Below are 17,983 nucleotides of genomic sequence, written 5' to 3' on the forward strand. Positions count from 1 at the left end.
CGTAGTGAAAAAATAATTCCATTGTTAGATTTGAAAGATTGTTTTTTACTTTTATTGTCTTGACTAGTTGTTACAATTTCTTCAATAATGGATATATTTTTATCATCATTTGAAGGATTATCATTCAATGACATGTATTCATAATTAACTGAATTATCTTTTGGCAAAATTATGGTTTCTTTAATTGGATAAAAAACATTACTTCCTTTTTTATTGCAAACTAAGTTTTTATAAAACTCACCATTTCCATTTTGTCTAAAATGTAAAGTAAAAGGTTTTTCAATATCAAAATTAGGATCTGAAATTGCTTCAACTATAATCTTTTGCATCAAATTGAATTTGGAACTAAAACCTTCTTCCCAAATATATTTATTGTGAGCAATTAAGTTAACAAATTGGAATCATTTCCCTGCAGTTGAGTTTATTACATCTCAATTTGTTTGAGAATTACTTATACCAATATTAAAATATTCAAAACCACCCAATGATCGTTGATAAACTTTAGAATTAGAATTATTTCTAAACTTATCAATCATTGACTTATCTAAATTAATATGAACCTTTTCACTTTTTCATGGAAACACTAAATCAAAGTAAACTTGAATGCTTGGATTATTAGCAATCATAGTTACATCACCAATGTAAGAATTGATGTTTAACATTTTTTTATTTATTGAACTTGATGAATTATTTTGAATAGAAATTTTATTTTGTGCAAACCTATCTAAATAAGAAATATTAGAAATTACTATTCCACCAATAATAAACAAAATAGAACTTATAAATAAAAGTATAACCTTAACAAAAGTTAACTTCTTGAACTCATTGCTATGATCCATTTTATTACCTTTGTTACAAACAAACAATAAAGTTAAATTTTAATAAATTTTTTGAAGTTCAAAACAAAAATATTCCTCCAAAATTTAATTTGAAGGAATACTTTTTAAACTTGATTTTACTTAAATATAAAATCTATTTTTCTTCAGGAGTCTTAGGTCCTATAGGAGTTGTTGGAGAAGATTTTATAGGTGTTGTAGGTGATTTAGGTGGATTTATAGGGCTTGTAGGAGATGAAATATGTGAAGTACCAATTTGTTTTGTTTGTGGTTTAGTAGCATTTTGAGTAGGTCCACCTTTTAACATTTGTGGCTTAGACTTCATGTTATTAGCATTGGTATTATCAATAATTTTTTTGAATACACCACCAACAGCACTTGTTAATTTATTAACTCTTTGATGTTGCATTTCAAATCCAGTTCTAAGAATCTTAAGATGTTTATGCATCGGTATTCCAATTGCAAGTCCTAAACCAAACACCAAGCAAAGAACTATGATTGGGACAGTTATTGCTACTGGCATCACTCATGGTTGAATTGCATTAAATCCTTGGAATTGAGAATTATTAGCAATTCTCATATTAAGATCTGATGAATTTGGCATTACGTCATAACGACCCAATAAAATATTTCATGAATAAGCTGTAAAGTCTGCTTTTTGACTAAGCATATCAATGTTTGAAACGCCAACCACAACTTGACCATATGGTGGTTGAGGTAAACTTGATGGCACTTGTTTATAATTTGGATTTTGAGTAACTTTAAATACTTGACTTAAATATTGTGGGTCCAAAATGCTAATTTCTTGAAGATCAGATGGGTCATTTGAAAATGTTGATAATGGCACCTTTTTGATAATTGAACCTAAAGAATTAGATAAGAAGTCATCAGGTAAATTTTGAACAAAATTACCTTGCCCTAAAATATCAACTCGGTTAAGTGAAGATATTTCTGCATATTGTAAAGAAGATTCTGGTTGAATATAAGTGATTCCTTTTTCAATTTCTCGTGATTGTGAATTGCCTGGATTTTTTGTTTGACCAAACATCAAAGGAATATTGATTCCATCATTAGCTGGTTTTAAAGCAACAGCAATTGGATCTGAAGTTGTTGAATGTTCTTTATTTTCATCATAACTTGAAAAATAATTAGCAGGGAATTTTAAATCTGGGGCAGTAATTGAAATAAGTGGTTGTTCAACACTAATGGTTCTTCCACTAGCACCCAAATCATTGCTTCTTGTATTAGTTGCATTTGGAGTCATTTGAGAACCATCATCTTTAACACACTCAAATCAAATTTGTTTTTCACCTGTGTTAACTAGTGATCCCTTAGTTGGATTATATTCTCCGTTATCTGATTTCCCATCTTTAGGAATGTATCAAAATTCTTTTCACAATAAATCTTTGCTAAATTCAGATAATTGTGGTTTAGATGTTAATAGCAATTTATCATTGCTTGGATTATTAGTATCAGATCAAACACTAGCAATTGATTGACCATCATTAGCAGAAGTTAATCCTTGGAAAGCATTTCATGGTAATTGAGCAGATTTTTTTGTTGTAACTTTTACAACATTATTAGTTGCCTCATCAGTTGTCTCGGTTAAAGCATATGGGTCTTTACTAATATCATATTGATCTGTAATATAAGGGACATAGTCATTAAAATCTTTTATTCCAGCAACAAATTCACCAACACCTAATTTTAAAATTTCATTATCAACTTCAAAATATCCACATGAACTAAATGGTACATATGTGTAGTCTGCATTACTACTAACATTTGCAGCATTATATCAATAATTACCATTTGAACCATTACTTGTCGAATTACCATACAATGCAGTTCCAATTAAATCACTTTTACCAATGGAAACACTTGATGGAGCATGATAAACAATAGATGTTGAATCAAACTTAGGTTCATTAATGAACAAAATTGACTTACCAACTTGCATCGCATAACCATATATACTTTTGCCTAAAGATTCTGGCAATTCACTAGGCATCTGCACTTTAACTAATGACCCAATGTCTTTGAGTGAATAACCGAAAGCTAAAGTTGGATAGTAATAATTGCGTGCATTATCAACTAAAACTGATAAATTAAGTGAAAAACTTGCCTTTGATGTTCCAAGTAAAGTTCAATAACCAGTTGATGATGAATATTGTTCACCCAAATCTTGAACACTACCAAATGGAAAATTGCCACTACTTTGTTGACCTGATGGAGCTAAATTTATAGTAGGATTAAAATCATATGGAAAAGTTCTACGTATAGCATTATTTCTATCAACGGTTCTCTCTTCTTGAGTTTGTTGGACCAAACCACCACCAACTGTAACTCTTCTCTTATTATCAAAGAAATAATATGTTCCTACAAATGAGTTATAAGACATATTTGTTCCAATGTCAAAATAATCATTGTTAACAAAAATATTATTACAATTTTGAATAGATAATCCTGATGTTGGCATGTTTAGTAATGAATTAATATTTAAAGCAGTTCCAAATAACAAACATGGATCAATTGAATTACGATCAGGGTCTTGAGGATTAGAAACAATGTTTTGACCAGACAATTGTAATGAACGTTTTTCTCTTAAAGTAGCAACATGAGATGAACTTGTTGAACTAAATCCATTTGGTGCTCATTGACGAGTTTGAGAGTTATTAACTTGACCAACAGTAATTCCAGCAGCTAAATAGATAAATGATTTTTTAGATGAAGATACATTAGTTTCTATTCCACCAACTGCTAAGCGAGGAACATAGTGAAAATTACTAGTTTGTCCAATAGGTGCATAACAAAAATTTCAATTTTTTGTTGGTTTACTAGTTCCACTATATGATGGTGAATAACTAATACCACTTAAAACATAAGCATATGGAATTCCTGCAACTTCATTAGTATTAAAATTTAATTTTCAAACTCCAATACTTAAAGCTTCAGGATCATTAAAAATGGATCCATTACCACCAAAAATTAAAACAACTCCATTATTAGCATACATATTACCTAAATTAGTAATATATTGTTTTCATGGAAGTACCATGGTCGTGCCACTAACTCCAAGATCAATACTAGAATCGCTTGGGTTTGTTACTGTACCAGGAGCTCAAGTGTCACTAGTAACATGATCACTAGAATTAGTTACATATCAAGAAGGGTGATCATCTTTAGCAAAAAATGTATTAGATCCCGTGCCTTGTTTTGTTGAAGGAGATTTTCAGTCAGCTGGATAATTGTTAACCATTTTTTCAGGATTAATATTTAAATGATTAAGAATTGTGTAAGATGGTGTTCATGAACTACCAGAATAAGAAGCAATATTTTCAGAAATTTGAACTAAAGTTGCTTGTCCTTGTTTTGCACCTTCACCCTTCATTTGATCATAAAAAAATGGGTCTTTTGGATCAAACTCTTGTTTTACATCTGGTGTTTGATTTGGAACTAAAAGAAGATAATAAATACTTGGGTTTGCTTGATCTTCAACAACTTCAACAACTTTTTTATCAGTAAAATCACTTGCACCTACATAACTATCAGTTGTAATTGTACTTGGATCAAATTCTCATAAAATGTTACCAAAAGCATCTATTCTTGTAGCTGCATTAGTTCCAGTTAAAACAATGAAACCACCATTTCTAACTTCAAAACCATTGAAATTATTATTTTGTCAATGACGAATTTTACCAACTTGTTGCCCAAAATTTTTTGATGTAATTGGGGTTGAATTAGCATTAAGTACTTGACCTAAATAATTTGTTGGTTTAAAAGTAGCTGAGTAAATACCAACACCAATTGCACTAGCTAAAGTAATGCCAGCTAAAGACATTAATAAGTATTTATTGTTAATCTTTTTTTTCATAAATTATCTCTCACTTACTTAATTAGGTTTCTTAGGAGGCATACTAGGTCCACTAGGAGGAGTTGTTGGTTTACCAGGCTCTAAATTTTTTCTATTATAGTTTTCTTGTCGATTCATTTCGCTAGATTTTAGTAATTGTGGACGTTTGCTACTATTCATTTGGGCTTCACTTATTTTCTTGTATGTGTTGCTAACTGCATCCGTTAATTTATCAATTTTTTCAGTTGTAGATGAGAATCCTTTTTGAGTTAAAATTCGGTTCTTTCTCATTCTAACTGGGATCACAATACCAAGAGATAAAATCATAACAAATACAACAATTGAAGAAGAAATAATTACAGGTAAGACTCAAGGTTCTAATGGGTTAAAACCTTCATATCTAAATGTTGGAGTTGCTAATTCTACACATTGAACTACATCAGGATATTCTGTTGAATCAAATGGTGCTGATGTATAGTAAACACCATCAGAATATTTTAAAGCAATATCAAAAACAACAGTTGAACCTTCAGTTCTTGGATTAATAATTTTTGGTAATTCTGTTGGTTTGTTTGTTAATGGATCAACACTTCAACCTCCAGAATATTGAACTAATTGATTCAATAAACTTGATGTATGAACAATTTTATTTGCAGTTTCTTTAATTAAACCAGTATCAACCAAATATTGAGAATCAACTTGACTAATTGTTCCCCAAATGTTTGTGTTATCAGCAATGCTTCCACCATTAAATATAGAACTAATAACATTATTTGGATTAGACATATTTAAGAAGTTAATTTGTTTATCACTAATAGTTAAACAATTATCATAACCACTTAAAATAACTTTATTTAAATGTTCACTAGTGCTACTATTTGAAACCTCATTAGAATAAAAATCTCAAGTATTATCTAAAGTATATTTCAAAGTATACAATATGTGTTTATTGTCTTTGTTTTGATAACTAAGCAATCAATCATTATTGTTATAGCTTAGTGACAATAAATTGCTTAAATCATTAATATGGTTACTAGGAATATTGCTTACAACAGAGTTGTTTAAATTAGCTATTGGCACAATACCAAACTTTGGTAAAATTTCAAAATTATATGTTACTGTATAAATAAAACCACGAACAACTAAAGTAGCAGCAACACGATTATATTCACCAAATGTAGTGTTAACAACTTCAGATGTTAATTGAGGTGAAAAAGCAACAATTTTTTGACTGGCAACATTGTTCCAACCATCATTTAATACATTAGTATATTTTGATGTTGGTTTTGGATTTATGTTAGTTAAAATTCTTGAAAAACCATAATCATCTTGTCCAACTCTAATAAACCCTTGATTTAAAAAACCTGTTGAATGTGCTGGATCACTAATTGTATTTGGTGAAACTGGACCTTGGATATCTTGAATTCAAGTAGAGTTAATTGGAACAAACTTTTTACCAAAGTCAAAGTTATAAAATTGATTTTCATTATAAACACAATTAAATAACGAAAAAGTTTTATTACGTGATGAACTATTAACATCAAAGAAATCATTTAAATAAATTGATTGTTCTTTTCCAGAATCCAAATCAGTTGCAATTAAACTAGCAATGCTACTACTCATAAATGGCAAAATAGTTAATGATTGAATGGCTGAAAATGGATATCAAAAATTACTAATATCTCGAGGTATAGAATTTGTATAACCTGCTGGTGATAAAAGTTGATAAGAAGCATTAATTGATGAAGAACCAACAAGAACTTCTGTATTTTGATACTTTTCAGTATTTCAAGAACCAGATGATGATTTCACAAATTGAAGATCACTATTCATAGCCTTATTTTGATCATAATTATTTTGTGCAAAATTAGTTTGACCACAATCTGAACTATTAAAATAATTAACTTGTTCAGTTGTTCCATAAGTTCCTTTTTTAATGTCATCAATACTATTTGATGTTGCAGCAATATTACTCTTATTTAGAGCATATAGTTGAGCATTAAAATCAGAGACATTTGGTTGCATCATTCCTAAAAAGATATATGAATTAGATTGATTGCCAGTTCTACTAGATAATTTGATTGTTTTTGCACCACCAACATATCAAGCTAGATTAGAAACCTTATTCTTTTTCATGAATGGTAAATAGTAATATTGCTTTTGAACTTTATCATACATTGTTTCATTAATTGTTGTTGCATGAGTCGGATCAAAATTATAGTTAGCATAAAGCAAAGGTTTTACATCATGTTGATTTTTTGGACTTTCCATGTTGATTACAAAGTCATAGAACCAAAAATTTTGATAAGCATTACCACCAAATATTAAGATCATTTTTTTATTTGAAACTGGATCTTTAATATAAACCATGTTATTAGCATTGTTTAAATAAAGTTTCTTTAGAATGTAATAGTCTCCATTTGTTGAACTATTACTATTAGTGCCATTAGTTTGAGGAGAGTTTTTATCTAGTAATTTATAAATTATTGATTTTTTTGCATCATTAACATATGTTGGCGATCCCTTGCTAGTTCCAGAACTTGAAGATGGTGTTCCATCAATAGCATCACCACCTACTATTTGGGTACCACCACCTGTAGCACTACGGATAAATGAAAGTTTATCATTTGTATCTTCTGGTTTGATAGCATCTTGAACATATACATGATTCCAAATATTATCTGTAGCATATCCACTATTACTATCACTAGGTTTAGGCTGACTGCCAGTTGCTAAATGATTTCCTAAACTATTATAATCATTAATAGAAAAATCTGGTAATTGCAAATTATATCTTTGCTTTTCAGTAAGTGAAGAACCATCATCATACAATTGAACAACAATTGCAGGACTTGTGACATTTGCAAATTTATGGTGATTTTGATCATCATTACCATCGCCCGCATCTGCAATAGCACAATTAGTTTCATTAACTAACAAAGCATAGTAGTAACCTAAATTATCAGTATCAGCAACAATTTGGCGTGTTTGATAATTAGCATCCTTACAAGTTCAATCATACAAGTATTGCATTTGAAAATTTACTTTAACAACTTTTGCATTAGAATTGTCAGATAAACCTGTTGCTGGTAAAAAGTAATTACCATCAACATCCTTAACATCTTCAATACTAACAGCACCACTTGAAAGAGATGGTGAAACAATTTTAACACCAGCTTCTGATAAAGGTTTAGGTACAACAGATGCCCTAGTAGTTGCACTTTGAGTTAATTGACTAGTAGTAGTAACTTTATTTGAACCTATTGAAGTAATTAATGCACCCATTAATGAAAAACCTATTAATGAAGTGCCAACAATAGTAAGCAAACTACATAGTTTTGCATGCTTTTTTTTCATATTTTTCTCTCTCTCCTCAATCTATACAAAATTTAGCAAAATTTAGTGTGAAGATTAAAGTAACTTAGTATTTTACAATGAAAAAATAAAAAAATAAAGAAAATTATTCTTATTATTCATTACATTAACTTTTTAAACCGATCCATTTCCATATAACACGCATCATTAAAATTTATTGCATTTTAGGAATAAAAAAATTTTTTAAATAAATAAATGTTCTAATTGTAAATAATAGCAATATTTATTTCAAAGTTATACGTTTAAAGTTATATGCATAATTAAGTATAAGCATTATTTGTCTAGTTTTCATGCTTTCAACTTGTTTAAATGGATCATGACATTTGATATCAATTGTTCAATAAAATCTTTTAATACAATTTGGTCTAAATGAAATAATATTTTTACAATTTATTTTTATTATGAGATATTTAAGAAATTCATTTTGATAAATAAAATTAGTTTCTTTAAACATCATTGTATTTATCGTAAAAAAGGTAATTCAAAAAATCATAATTGAAACAAAAAATATTGTTTGTGCTTTAATTTTGCTTAATATTTAAAAATTTTTTATTAAGCTTAATCATTTGTTTTTAAATTCTTGAAAGTTTAAATTCGTTTTAGCAAATTCATAACATTTTTTCGATAACTGATTATATTCAATTTCACTTAAATTTAAAATTTTTTCAATTTCATTTAGTCAAACATTTGCATTAAAGTTAGGTATTAAACTGCCTCTAGAATTATCAATTAAATAACTTGCATTCAAATATGTGTCAGATATAATGCATGGAATTCCATGCGATAATGCTTCAACTATAACTAATGGAAATCCTTCAAATTTAGAGGGCAATAGTAAAATTTTTGTTTCTTTGTATATATCTTGAATTTCTTCACTATTAATAAAACCATGAAAAATAATGTTTTTTTTATTCTTTAAAAGATTTTCATCCAAACCAGTTCCATATGCATGAATATTTATGGGTTTGTTCAATTTTATTGATAACTCTACTATTTCATTTAAAAAGGAAATGTTTTTTTGGCCATTTTCCATTCGGCCAATGTATGAAATATTAAGTTTTTTATTAAAATCAATATTTCAATTTGGTATTGATGTCGCTATAGGAAAATTAATTGCAGGAACAATATCTTTTATATTAGTATTTTTTTTTACCATTTTCTTTTCAATAAAAATCTTTGTATCTTTTTGACTAAATAAAACTAAATTAGGATAATGAAGAACATTTTTTATAAACAATAATTTTCTTATAATTTTTTGAAACATTGAAATTGATGAATAAATTTTTTCATCAAAATGCTGAACTCATATATATTTTGTATTTTTATTAAAAAATAATGGGGTCGAGAAATTATTGTTTATAACAATATCTATTTTGTTTTGTTTTACAAACTTTTTTATGAAAAAACAATTTTTAAGTTCACACAAATAAAACTTAAAATAATAAAAAATTTTTTTTCAAATGTTTTTATTTGAAATTTCTTTTTCTTTATTTTTTAAGTTTAATTTTTCAAAAAATGGTGTGTATATATAGTTGTAATTATGCTTTGCAAAATTAAGATATTTTTTTTCTGAGAAAATATTTATTTCATAAACTAAATAACTATTAGATGTAAAAATTTCTATTAAATTTTTTACATATCTCTCGATTCCACCAATGTCATTACTATTATGATGAGTTAAAATTAATATTTTTTTCATAATTGTTATTTAATTTATTTACTATAACGCTTTATGCTTTAACAATGCAAAATACAAAAGCATCAACAAAACAACCATTAATTCTAATAAATCTATTAAATTTTTTAATAATCTTACTTTTTAATTTCAAATTATTTATTTTTTTTAATAAGTTATAAAATACAAACTTCATATTAATAGTTCATAAATTTAATCATGTATTTTATATAAAATTCATTTGTTATTTATGATAATAATCAATTTCTTTATTTACTTCATTATTGGCATCTTTATAATTTTTGATTCATTTTTTATTTATGTTACTAATTAAATCAATTGTATAGGTTAGTTTTTGATCTAAACTATATAAAAATTTGAATATAAAAATAATAAATTAATTTAAATTTAACTTTTATTAACAAAAAGTGCACCCCTTGCTTTTTTTAATCAAAAGGTGCGCTTTTTGTTTATTTAACTTTTGTAAAAACTTTATTTTTGATCAATATAGTTTAAATTTAATGCTTTTAAAATTGCACTTAAAACAAAATTAAATGGTTTATTGAAGTGAGGTAAAAAATAAACATCTGCAAAAGCTAATTCAGGAATTGTCATGTTTTTTTGAATTGCTAAAGCTAAGTAGTAAATAATTTCTGTATGATTAACTTCTTTAGATGATCCTACTTGAGCTCCAACTAATCTTAATGTCTTTTTATCATAAACTAATTTAATTTTAACCTTATTAAAAGTATTCATAAATTCAGGGCGATCATTATCTTCATAGTATGAAGAAGTAACATCCATATTTCAACGTTTAGCAGTTTCTTCTGAAACTCCTGAACTTGCTAAATTTAGTCCAAAAACAGAAATCGCATTTGTTCCGACAATACTATCAATTGCCACATTATTGTTTCCATTAATATGACTAGCAGCTACAATTCCAGTTTTAACTGCATTTGTTGCTAAATCAATATTTTGATATTGACCAGTTGCTGCATTATACAAAGCACAATTACCACCAATAGCATAAATATCATTAACTGTTGTTTGTGTATATTTATTAACAATATATGCGCCATTTTTTACTTTTTCAGCATTTGGTAATAAATGAGTATTAGGTTTAAAACCAATTGCTAAAATAACTAAGTCAGCATCTACTTTTCCATTAGATGTATTAATTCCTTTAATTGCTCGTTCTTTTTTATCTACAATGTACTCAGTTACCTTTGTATTCATCAATACTTTTACACCATGTTTAAGCATTGAAACATTTAAATCATCTGTAAATTCAGCATCATAATATGCACCAACTGGTCTTGGTAACATATCAATAATAGTTACTTGTTTATTTCTAATAACTGCAGCTTCAGCTAATTCAATACCAATATAACCAGATCCAATTACTGCAACACTTCTGATACTAGAATCTTTCATTCTTTCAATAATCTCTTGTGCATGTTGAAATGTTTTGCACGCTACTAAATTTTTGATGCCACCACAATATTTATCTTGGAAATCTAGTTCCATTCCTGGTGTGCATATAGGTCAAGAACCTGCAGCTAAAATTAACTTATCATACTTATCTTCAAATATTTGATTATTACTTAAATTTTTAACTGTAACTGTTTTGGTTTCTGAATTAATCTTAAGAACATCATGAGACATAAAAATTTTTGCGCCCATGTTTGCTAATTGTTCAGGGTTTGAATAAAACAAATCATTAATATTCTGAACAACACCACTTACTGTTAATGCAATTCCACAACCTAAGAATGAAATATTATCATTTCGATCATAAGCAGTTACTTGTAAATTAGGATTTTGAGATAATAAAGTTCGAATTGCAGATGTCCCTGCATGATTTATACCTACAACTATTACTTTCATGTATTTTAGTACTCCTTGACAGTATTAGGTAAATTTCAAATTACCTAACATAAATTATAATTGATTATGAACAATGAAAGTATACATAATTTGTTTTAGAAATGTTACATAAAAATTAAGACTTCATTTTAGATGCAAGATTTAAAATAAATTTATTATCTGCGTTTACATCAATTTGATACATAATATTTTTTTTCATATTTCCAGAAATAATTTCTTCTGCTAAAAAATTTTCAACATTTCTTTGAATGTATCTTTTTAAAGGTCTTGCGCCAAATTGTCGATCAGATCCTTTAAACCTAATAACATCTTTAACTTTCTTAGTAAATGAAATTAAAAGATTTTGATCTTTTAAACGCTGTATCAATTCCAATAACATACGATCAATGATTGCATCATAATCTTGATCAGTTAATTCATTGAAAAGAATAATTTCATCAATTCTATTAATAAATTCTGGACGCATTACTTTTTGAATTTCTTGTAATGCTTCTATTTTTTTACCACTTAAAATTGCTTGAGATCCAACATTAGAAGTCATAATAATAATTGTATTTTTAAAATTGACACTATGACCTTGAGAATCAGTTAAGATGCCATCATCTAAAATTTGTAAAAATAAATTCAAAACATCAACATGAGCTTTTTCAATTTCATCTAATAATATAACACTATAAGGATGACGTCTAACAGCTTCACTTAACAAACCTGGTTGTTCATAACCAACATAACCTGGAGGCGCTCCAACAAGTTTAGAAACTGAATGTTTTTCCATATATTCAGACATGTCAAAACGAAGCATATTTTTTTCACTATCAAATAAAGCCATTGATAAAGTTTTAGCCACTTCAGTTTTGCCTACACCTGTAGGACCTAAAAATAAAAATGAACCAATTGGTCGTTTAGGGTCCCCTATGTTTGCTCTACCTCTTAAAACTGCTCCGACAACTTTTTCAATTGCTTCATTTTGACCCTTAACTCTTTTTTGCATTTCTGTTTTTAAATTAAGTAATTTACTTTTATCTGATTCTAAAAGTTTTTTTAATGGAATTCCTGTTTGTGCTGAAATTACTTCAGCAATTTCATTTTCAGTAATTGTTGTTTTAAATAAGTCATTTTTAATATTTTTAGCTTTTTCATTAGCAACTTCTAATTCTTTTTTTAATTTTGGTAATTCCACATATAGCAATTTAGAAGCTTCAGTATACATTCCATCCACTTGAAGTTTTTCAATTTTAATACTTGTACTGTTAATGGATTCTTTTAAATTAGTAATTTTTTCATAAGCCTGTTTTTGATTCATTCATTCTGTATAAAGAATTTTTTGGCGTTTTTTTAAATCTGATAATTCTGTTTGAATTTGTGTTAATCTATTTGTATTTACATCAAGATATTCTTTATCTTTTTTAATTGCAGCTAATTCAGTTTCTAAATGAATTATTTTTCGATTTAAATCATCTAATTCAGCTGGTTGTGAATGCATTTGAGTTTTGATTTTAGCTGCAGCTTCATCAATTAAATCAATGGCTTTGTCTGGTAAAAATCGATCAGAAATATAACGATCAGAAAGTTCAACTACAGCAACTAAAGCGCTATCTAAAATTTTTACTTTATGAAAAATTTCTCAACGTTCTTTTAAACCTCTCATGATTGTTAAAGCTTCTTGCTTTGTGGGTTCAGTTACAAGAATCTTTTGCATTCTTCTTTCTAAAGCTCCATCCTTTTCTATGTATTGTCGATATTCTTTTAATGTTGTTGCACCAATAATTCTAATATCACCTCTTGCCATCATAGGTTTTAAAATATTAGCTGCATCCATTGCACTATTTGATGCATTTCTTCCCATACCAACTAATTGATGAATTTCATCAATAAACAAGATTATTTGGCCATTTGAATTCTTAGCTTGTTTTAAAATTGAATTTAAACGTTGTTCAAATTGACCTTGAAATTGAGTTCCTGCAATAATAGCAGATAAAGATAACTCTATAATCTCAACTTCTTTTAAATTATCAGGCACATCTCCAGCAACAACACGTTTTGCAAACCCCTCAACAATAGCTGTTTTACCAACTCCTGGTTCACCAATTAAAACAGGATTATTTTTATTTTTTCTACTAATTATTTCAATCAAACGTCTAATTTCATCATCACGACCAATTACTGGGTCAATTTTATTCTTAACAACTTCATCATTTAAATTTCTGCCATATTGTTTCAAAATATCTTTATCATCAGTTTTTGTAAAGTTTGTAAACATAATAGTTACCTCAGTAATTATTTTATTTTATCATAAATTAGCACTCTATACATGAAAGTGCTAATACATTTTAATTAAATATACCTTTTAGCTAAATCACTTACAGAGTTGTATTTAGCAATAACATCTTTGGTTCATAAATCAACTTTAATTTGTCCTTTTTGCATAATTATGATTCTGTCACAAATTTCATTAACTTCATCCATATTATGAGATACCAACACGATTTGAATATTAAATTTTTCACAATAGCGTTTAACAAAACTAATAATTTCAGTTCTTACACTAATATCAAGCCCAGTTGATAATTCATCTAAAAAAACAATTTTAGGTTTATGAATTAATGCCAATAAAATATTTAATCTTTGTTGCTGACCACCAGAAAGTGAATGTACTTTTTCTTTGTATATTTTTTTTAATCCAAATGCCTCAACAATTTGATTAATTTCTAATGGATTCAAATCAACATTATATACATTTATCATGAATTTAATTACATCAGCTACAATAATTCCTGGTGGATATAAACTGTCTTGAAATTGAATCCCAACACCCTCTTGAAAAGTATTTACATAATCAAATTTATAAATAATAGAACCACTTGTTGGTTGAATAATACCAGCAATCATTTCAACTGTTGTTGTTTTGCCAGCACCATTGGATCCTAATAAAGCAACATTTTCATTTTCATAAAAAGTTAAATTAAGATCTTTAACAACAACTTTGCTATGCTTGAATTTACCAAATGATTTTGTTAAATTTTTTAACTCAATAATTGATTTTCCGGAATGTTGCATATTCTTGTCAATAATTATAGGAGCATTAATTTTTTCTAATTGTAATTCAAGATTAATATCAAATTTATTTTGATCTCTAATTTCATAATTTTCTTTTTTAGTTTTTTTATTAAATCAATTCATATTTAATAACCTAGTATCCTACTTATCTAGTTGATCATCTAAACCTATATATAGATAAAATAAGTGCAATTACAATAAATAATAATGGAACAAAGTAACCTGTTCAAACTTCAGCAATATTTTTAATCCCAATCATTAAAACATCATTGGAAATGTTTTGATTAATTGCATTAAAGTCAAAAATACTAATTCCACTTCAAGCAATTGTAATTAAAACATTAACATATCTAAATGGACTAATAAAACTTAAATCATATAACAAATTGTTATTTGAAATTACTGTAAGAGGGAATAACATGCCTGATAAAAACATACTAAGGAAATAAACCATTGATCCAATCATACTAGCTGAAGCACTTTTTTTTGTTATTGAAACTATAAGAATAGCTAAAAAAACTGATAATAACATAGTATATGTCATTCCAAAAATGTACCCTCCTCAGTTTGTTTGAACAAATCCATTATCAATATTAAAACCACTAAAAAATAATTGGTTTCCAGTGACTAAAACAGGGTTTTCAGCAGTTCCAGATAAAATAAAATTTTGAAAACCAAAAAATAAAAAAATTGTAAATAATGTTAATAATATTTGTCCAATCATAATTAAAAAATAAAAAAAAGTAACAGTTGCAATAAACATTCAAGGTTTAATTGGAGTAGATCCAATTCGTTTCATTAAAACTGATTCTTTAATTTCCATAATTGATATTGGAATACTATTCAAACCTGTTGATATAACCATTAAAGCTACTAACCCTGTTAAAGAACTTTTAAATGCTAGTGCTGGTACAAATTTAGTATGAGTAGAACTAGATGTAATTAAAATTGCTTGATTTATATATCCAAAAATGACAATAAAAAAGAATGTAAAAATAAATGCCATAAATCATTTTTCTACACTGCGTCAAAAAGAAGAATTTATTAACTTAAATAAAGCTCAATTTTGTTTTATATGGAAATTAAAAAATTTTTTAGATTGTCTTGGTTTAACTAATTTATCAATTTTATTCACTTTAAAACCCTTAATTTACTGTAATATTTAAAATAGTTAAAACTAAAAAAATTTTAACATAGCTTATAAAATAGATATAAATATTGAAACATTAATACATTCATTATTTTGTTTAAAAATTAACCCATTATTTATAATTAATCTATTTAATGGAGGTTTACCCAAGCGGCTGAAGGGGCAGGCTTGGAAAGCTTGTAGATGCTTAATAGCATGCGAGGGTTCGAATCCCTCAACCTCCGCCATATGAAAACTTTCTTCGGTTAAGATTAACATAAAGGTTCGACTCCTTTAGTTTTCTTTTTTTTGCTTGTTAAACATTAAGAATTTGATTCAACAAGAATACCAACATTATTTGCCATTAACAAATTATTTAATTTGAGTAATTTAGACTGGCTAATATTTTTTGATTCAAATAAACAAAAATTTAAGCAAAGATTTTTGATGTTTTTTAAATTAATTAATTCACTACTAATAACGAATCTAATTCCTAAAGAATATAAATGTCGAATATTATCTTTCAAAATAGAATTTAAAAATATTGGATCATTATTTTTTATATTTTCAAAACTAAAAAGATTAATAATTAGATTATTAAATGAAAGGTTTTGCTGTTTAATTTTTGCTATAAAATTTTTTATATTAAATTTTTCTTCAGTAAACAATTTTATAGGATAGTCAATTATTAAAAAAGATTTTTTATTTTGAAAATAAATGTTATTCACAAACATTTTTATCCCTTGAATTGCCATCATTCTTATTAAAGTATTACAAATTTCTAAATTATTTATGTTTTTTAATAATGCGTATTTATTAAATAGGAGTTTATTGGGTCAAGATAAATTTAGATAATAAAATTTTTGATTTAAATTTAGCAAGTTTGTATGTTGTGTTCAATATGGAGTTAATTCATTAACTTTAATTTTTGTTAAAAGTTTTTTATATAAATTTGCATCATTTTCAATTAAACTAAATTCTTTAGGATTAAAAACATGAATTCTATTCATTTGATTAATAAATTCATATTGGCGCATTAATGTTTCTAGAGTAAAAATAATTTTGTCCAAATTTGATGAATGAATACCATAAATCATTGCAACAAATCGATAATTTAAAGAATATAATTCATTTTTATATCTAACATTTTCTGGTAAAGTTTTAAAAATATTGTCATATTTTAAAAAAGGATCATCCAAATTTCTCGTTAATAAATAATTTCCTGCGTAAACCGATTTTAAGCTTGATAAATTAAATTTTTTTTCAGAGACACCAATATACAAACCATAATAATTACTTGGAGTTAAAAATCAAATTGGTTTATATTCTTTTGAAGATAAATTTATTTTGGATTTAATCATTTTAATAAGTACATTATTAATGGGTGATGTTTTTGAATTTTGCTTACAAAAATCAAATAATAAAACAATGCCATGTTTAACTTTATTTGTTCTAATGTAATCTAATATAGATTCATGGGCATGACCAAATAGAATAAAATTATTTTTATCAAATTTAGTTAAATGTGAAAGTTGTTTGGTTTTTCCTATAAAATTGACAATTGGAATTGAAAATAAAAAATAAATAATTATTGTTAAATTACCAATTCATGGCAAAACATAAGCAAATGCTATAACAGATTTTGGAACAAATAAAATTGCACTAATTAAAGTCAAAATAGAAGAAAAAATACTTAAAACAAAAAGAAATACAAAACGTTTTTCTTTTAGTAAATATAAAAATGTAACTATCAAACATAAAATTGAATAAAAAATTAACAAATATAAAGATAGTGACAATTCATTTCAATTATTAATATGAAACAAAATAGTTGACAATGTATAAGTTATTGTAGAACCAACAAAGATTATTGGATTTAAATAAAAGCCACATAATACAATAACTACAATATCAGTAATAAAAACATAAGTATTAATATTTTGATTATTAATGTTAATACTTGCTTGAATTAGATCGAAAAATAAACTTACTATTCCTATTAATAATCCAAAAAGGAAATAAGTAAAAAAATAACCAAATTTGTTTTTTATTATTTTATTAACAAAAGAATTTTTTTCCAATTTTAAAAAAAAGTATAAAAAAAATAAGAAAAAACCTAATCCAATTAATAAACTTACGATAGAATCAATAAAAAAACTAATGTCAAGCAT

9 protein-coding genes and 1 tRNA gene are annotated in these 17,983 nt (G+C 26.4%); 1 reads left to right on the forward strand and 9 read right to left on the reverse strand.

What is annotated here, in order from left to right:
• From T383_RS0101080 to T383_RS0101120, 8 genes are all read right to left on the reverse strand, one after another.
• Positions 1-839 (reverse strand): hypothetical protein (locus T383_RS0101080; RefSeq protein WP_033159844.1); only part of this gene is annotated, 839 nt, incomplete at its 3' end.
• Between the two features lie 133 nt (positions 840-972).
• Complete coding sequence (locus T383_RS0101085) at positions 973-4,710, reverse strand: hypothetical protein (RefSeq protein ID WP_033159845.1); 3,738 nt, start codon at positions 4,708-4,710, stop codon at positions 973-975.
• 18 nt (positions 4,711-4,728) lie between these two features.
• On the reverse strand, positions 4,729-8,046 hold the full coding sequence (locus tag T383_RS0101090; protein WP_033159846.1) for a hypothetical protein: 3,318 nt from the start codon (positions 8,044-8,046) through the stop codon (positions 4,729-4,731).
• 556 nt (positions 8,047-8,602) lie between these two features.
• Positions 8,603-9,763, reverse strand: coding sequence for a glycosyltransferase family 4 protein (locus T383_RS0101100; protein ID WP_033159848.1), 1,161 nt, complete (start codon positions 9,761-9,763; stop codon positions 8,603-8,605).
• A gap of 468 nt (positions 9,764-10,231) precedes the next feature.
• The gene (locus T383_RS0101105) at positions 10,232-11,626 is read right to left on the reverse strand and encodes an FAD-dependent oxidoreductase (protein WP_033159849.1); all 1,395 of its coding nucleotides are present in this window, start codon (positions 11,624-11,626) and stop codon (positions 10,232-10,234) included.
• 115 nt (positions 11,627-11,741) lie between these two features.
• Positions 11,742-13,886, reverse strand: a complete 2,145-nt coding sequence (locus tag T383_RS0101110) for an ATP-dependent Clp protease ATP-binding subunit (protein ID WP_033159850.1) — start codon at positions 13,884-13,886, stop codon at positions 11,742-11,744.
• A 74-nt stretch (positions 13,887-13,960) separates the two neighbouring features.
• On the reverse strand, positions 13,961-14,806 hold the full coding sequence (locus T383_RS0101115; protein ID WP_052663949.1) for an ABC transporter ATP-binding protein: 846 nt from the start codon (positions 14,804-14,806) through the stop codon (positions 13,961-13,963).
• Between the two features lie 22 nt (positions 14,807-14,828).
• Positions 14,829-15,818, reverse strand: coding sequence for an ABC transporter permease (locus T383_RS0101120; RefSeq protein WP_033159851.1), 990 nt, complete (start codon positions 15,816-15,818; stop codon positions 14,829-14,831).
• A 151-nt stretch (positions 15,819-15,969) separates the two neighbouring features.
• On the opposite strand from T383_RS0101120, the gene T383_RS0101125 reads away from it, so the two are divergent.
• A tRNA-Ser gene (locus tag T383_RS0101125) sits at positions 15,970-16,060 on the forward strand.
• 75 nt (positions 16,061-16,135) lie between these two features.
• Here the strand turns inward: T383_RS0101125 and T383_RS0101130 are convergent.
• A complete protein-coding gene (locus T383_RS0101130) occupies positions 16,136-17,983 on the reverse strand; it encodes a hypothetical protein (RefSeq protein ID WP_156940232.1) in 1,848 nt (615 codons plus the stop codon).

The sequence above is a fragment of the Mycoplasmoides alvi ATCC 29626 genome, from assembly GCF_000701785.1.
Taxonomy (GTDB): Bacteria; Bacillota_I; Bacilli_A; order Mycoplasmatales; family Mycoplasmoidaceae; genus Mycoplasmoides; species Mycoplasmoides alvi.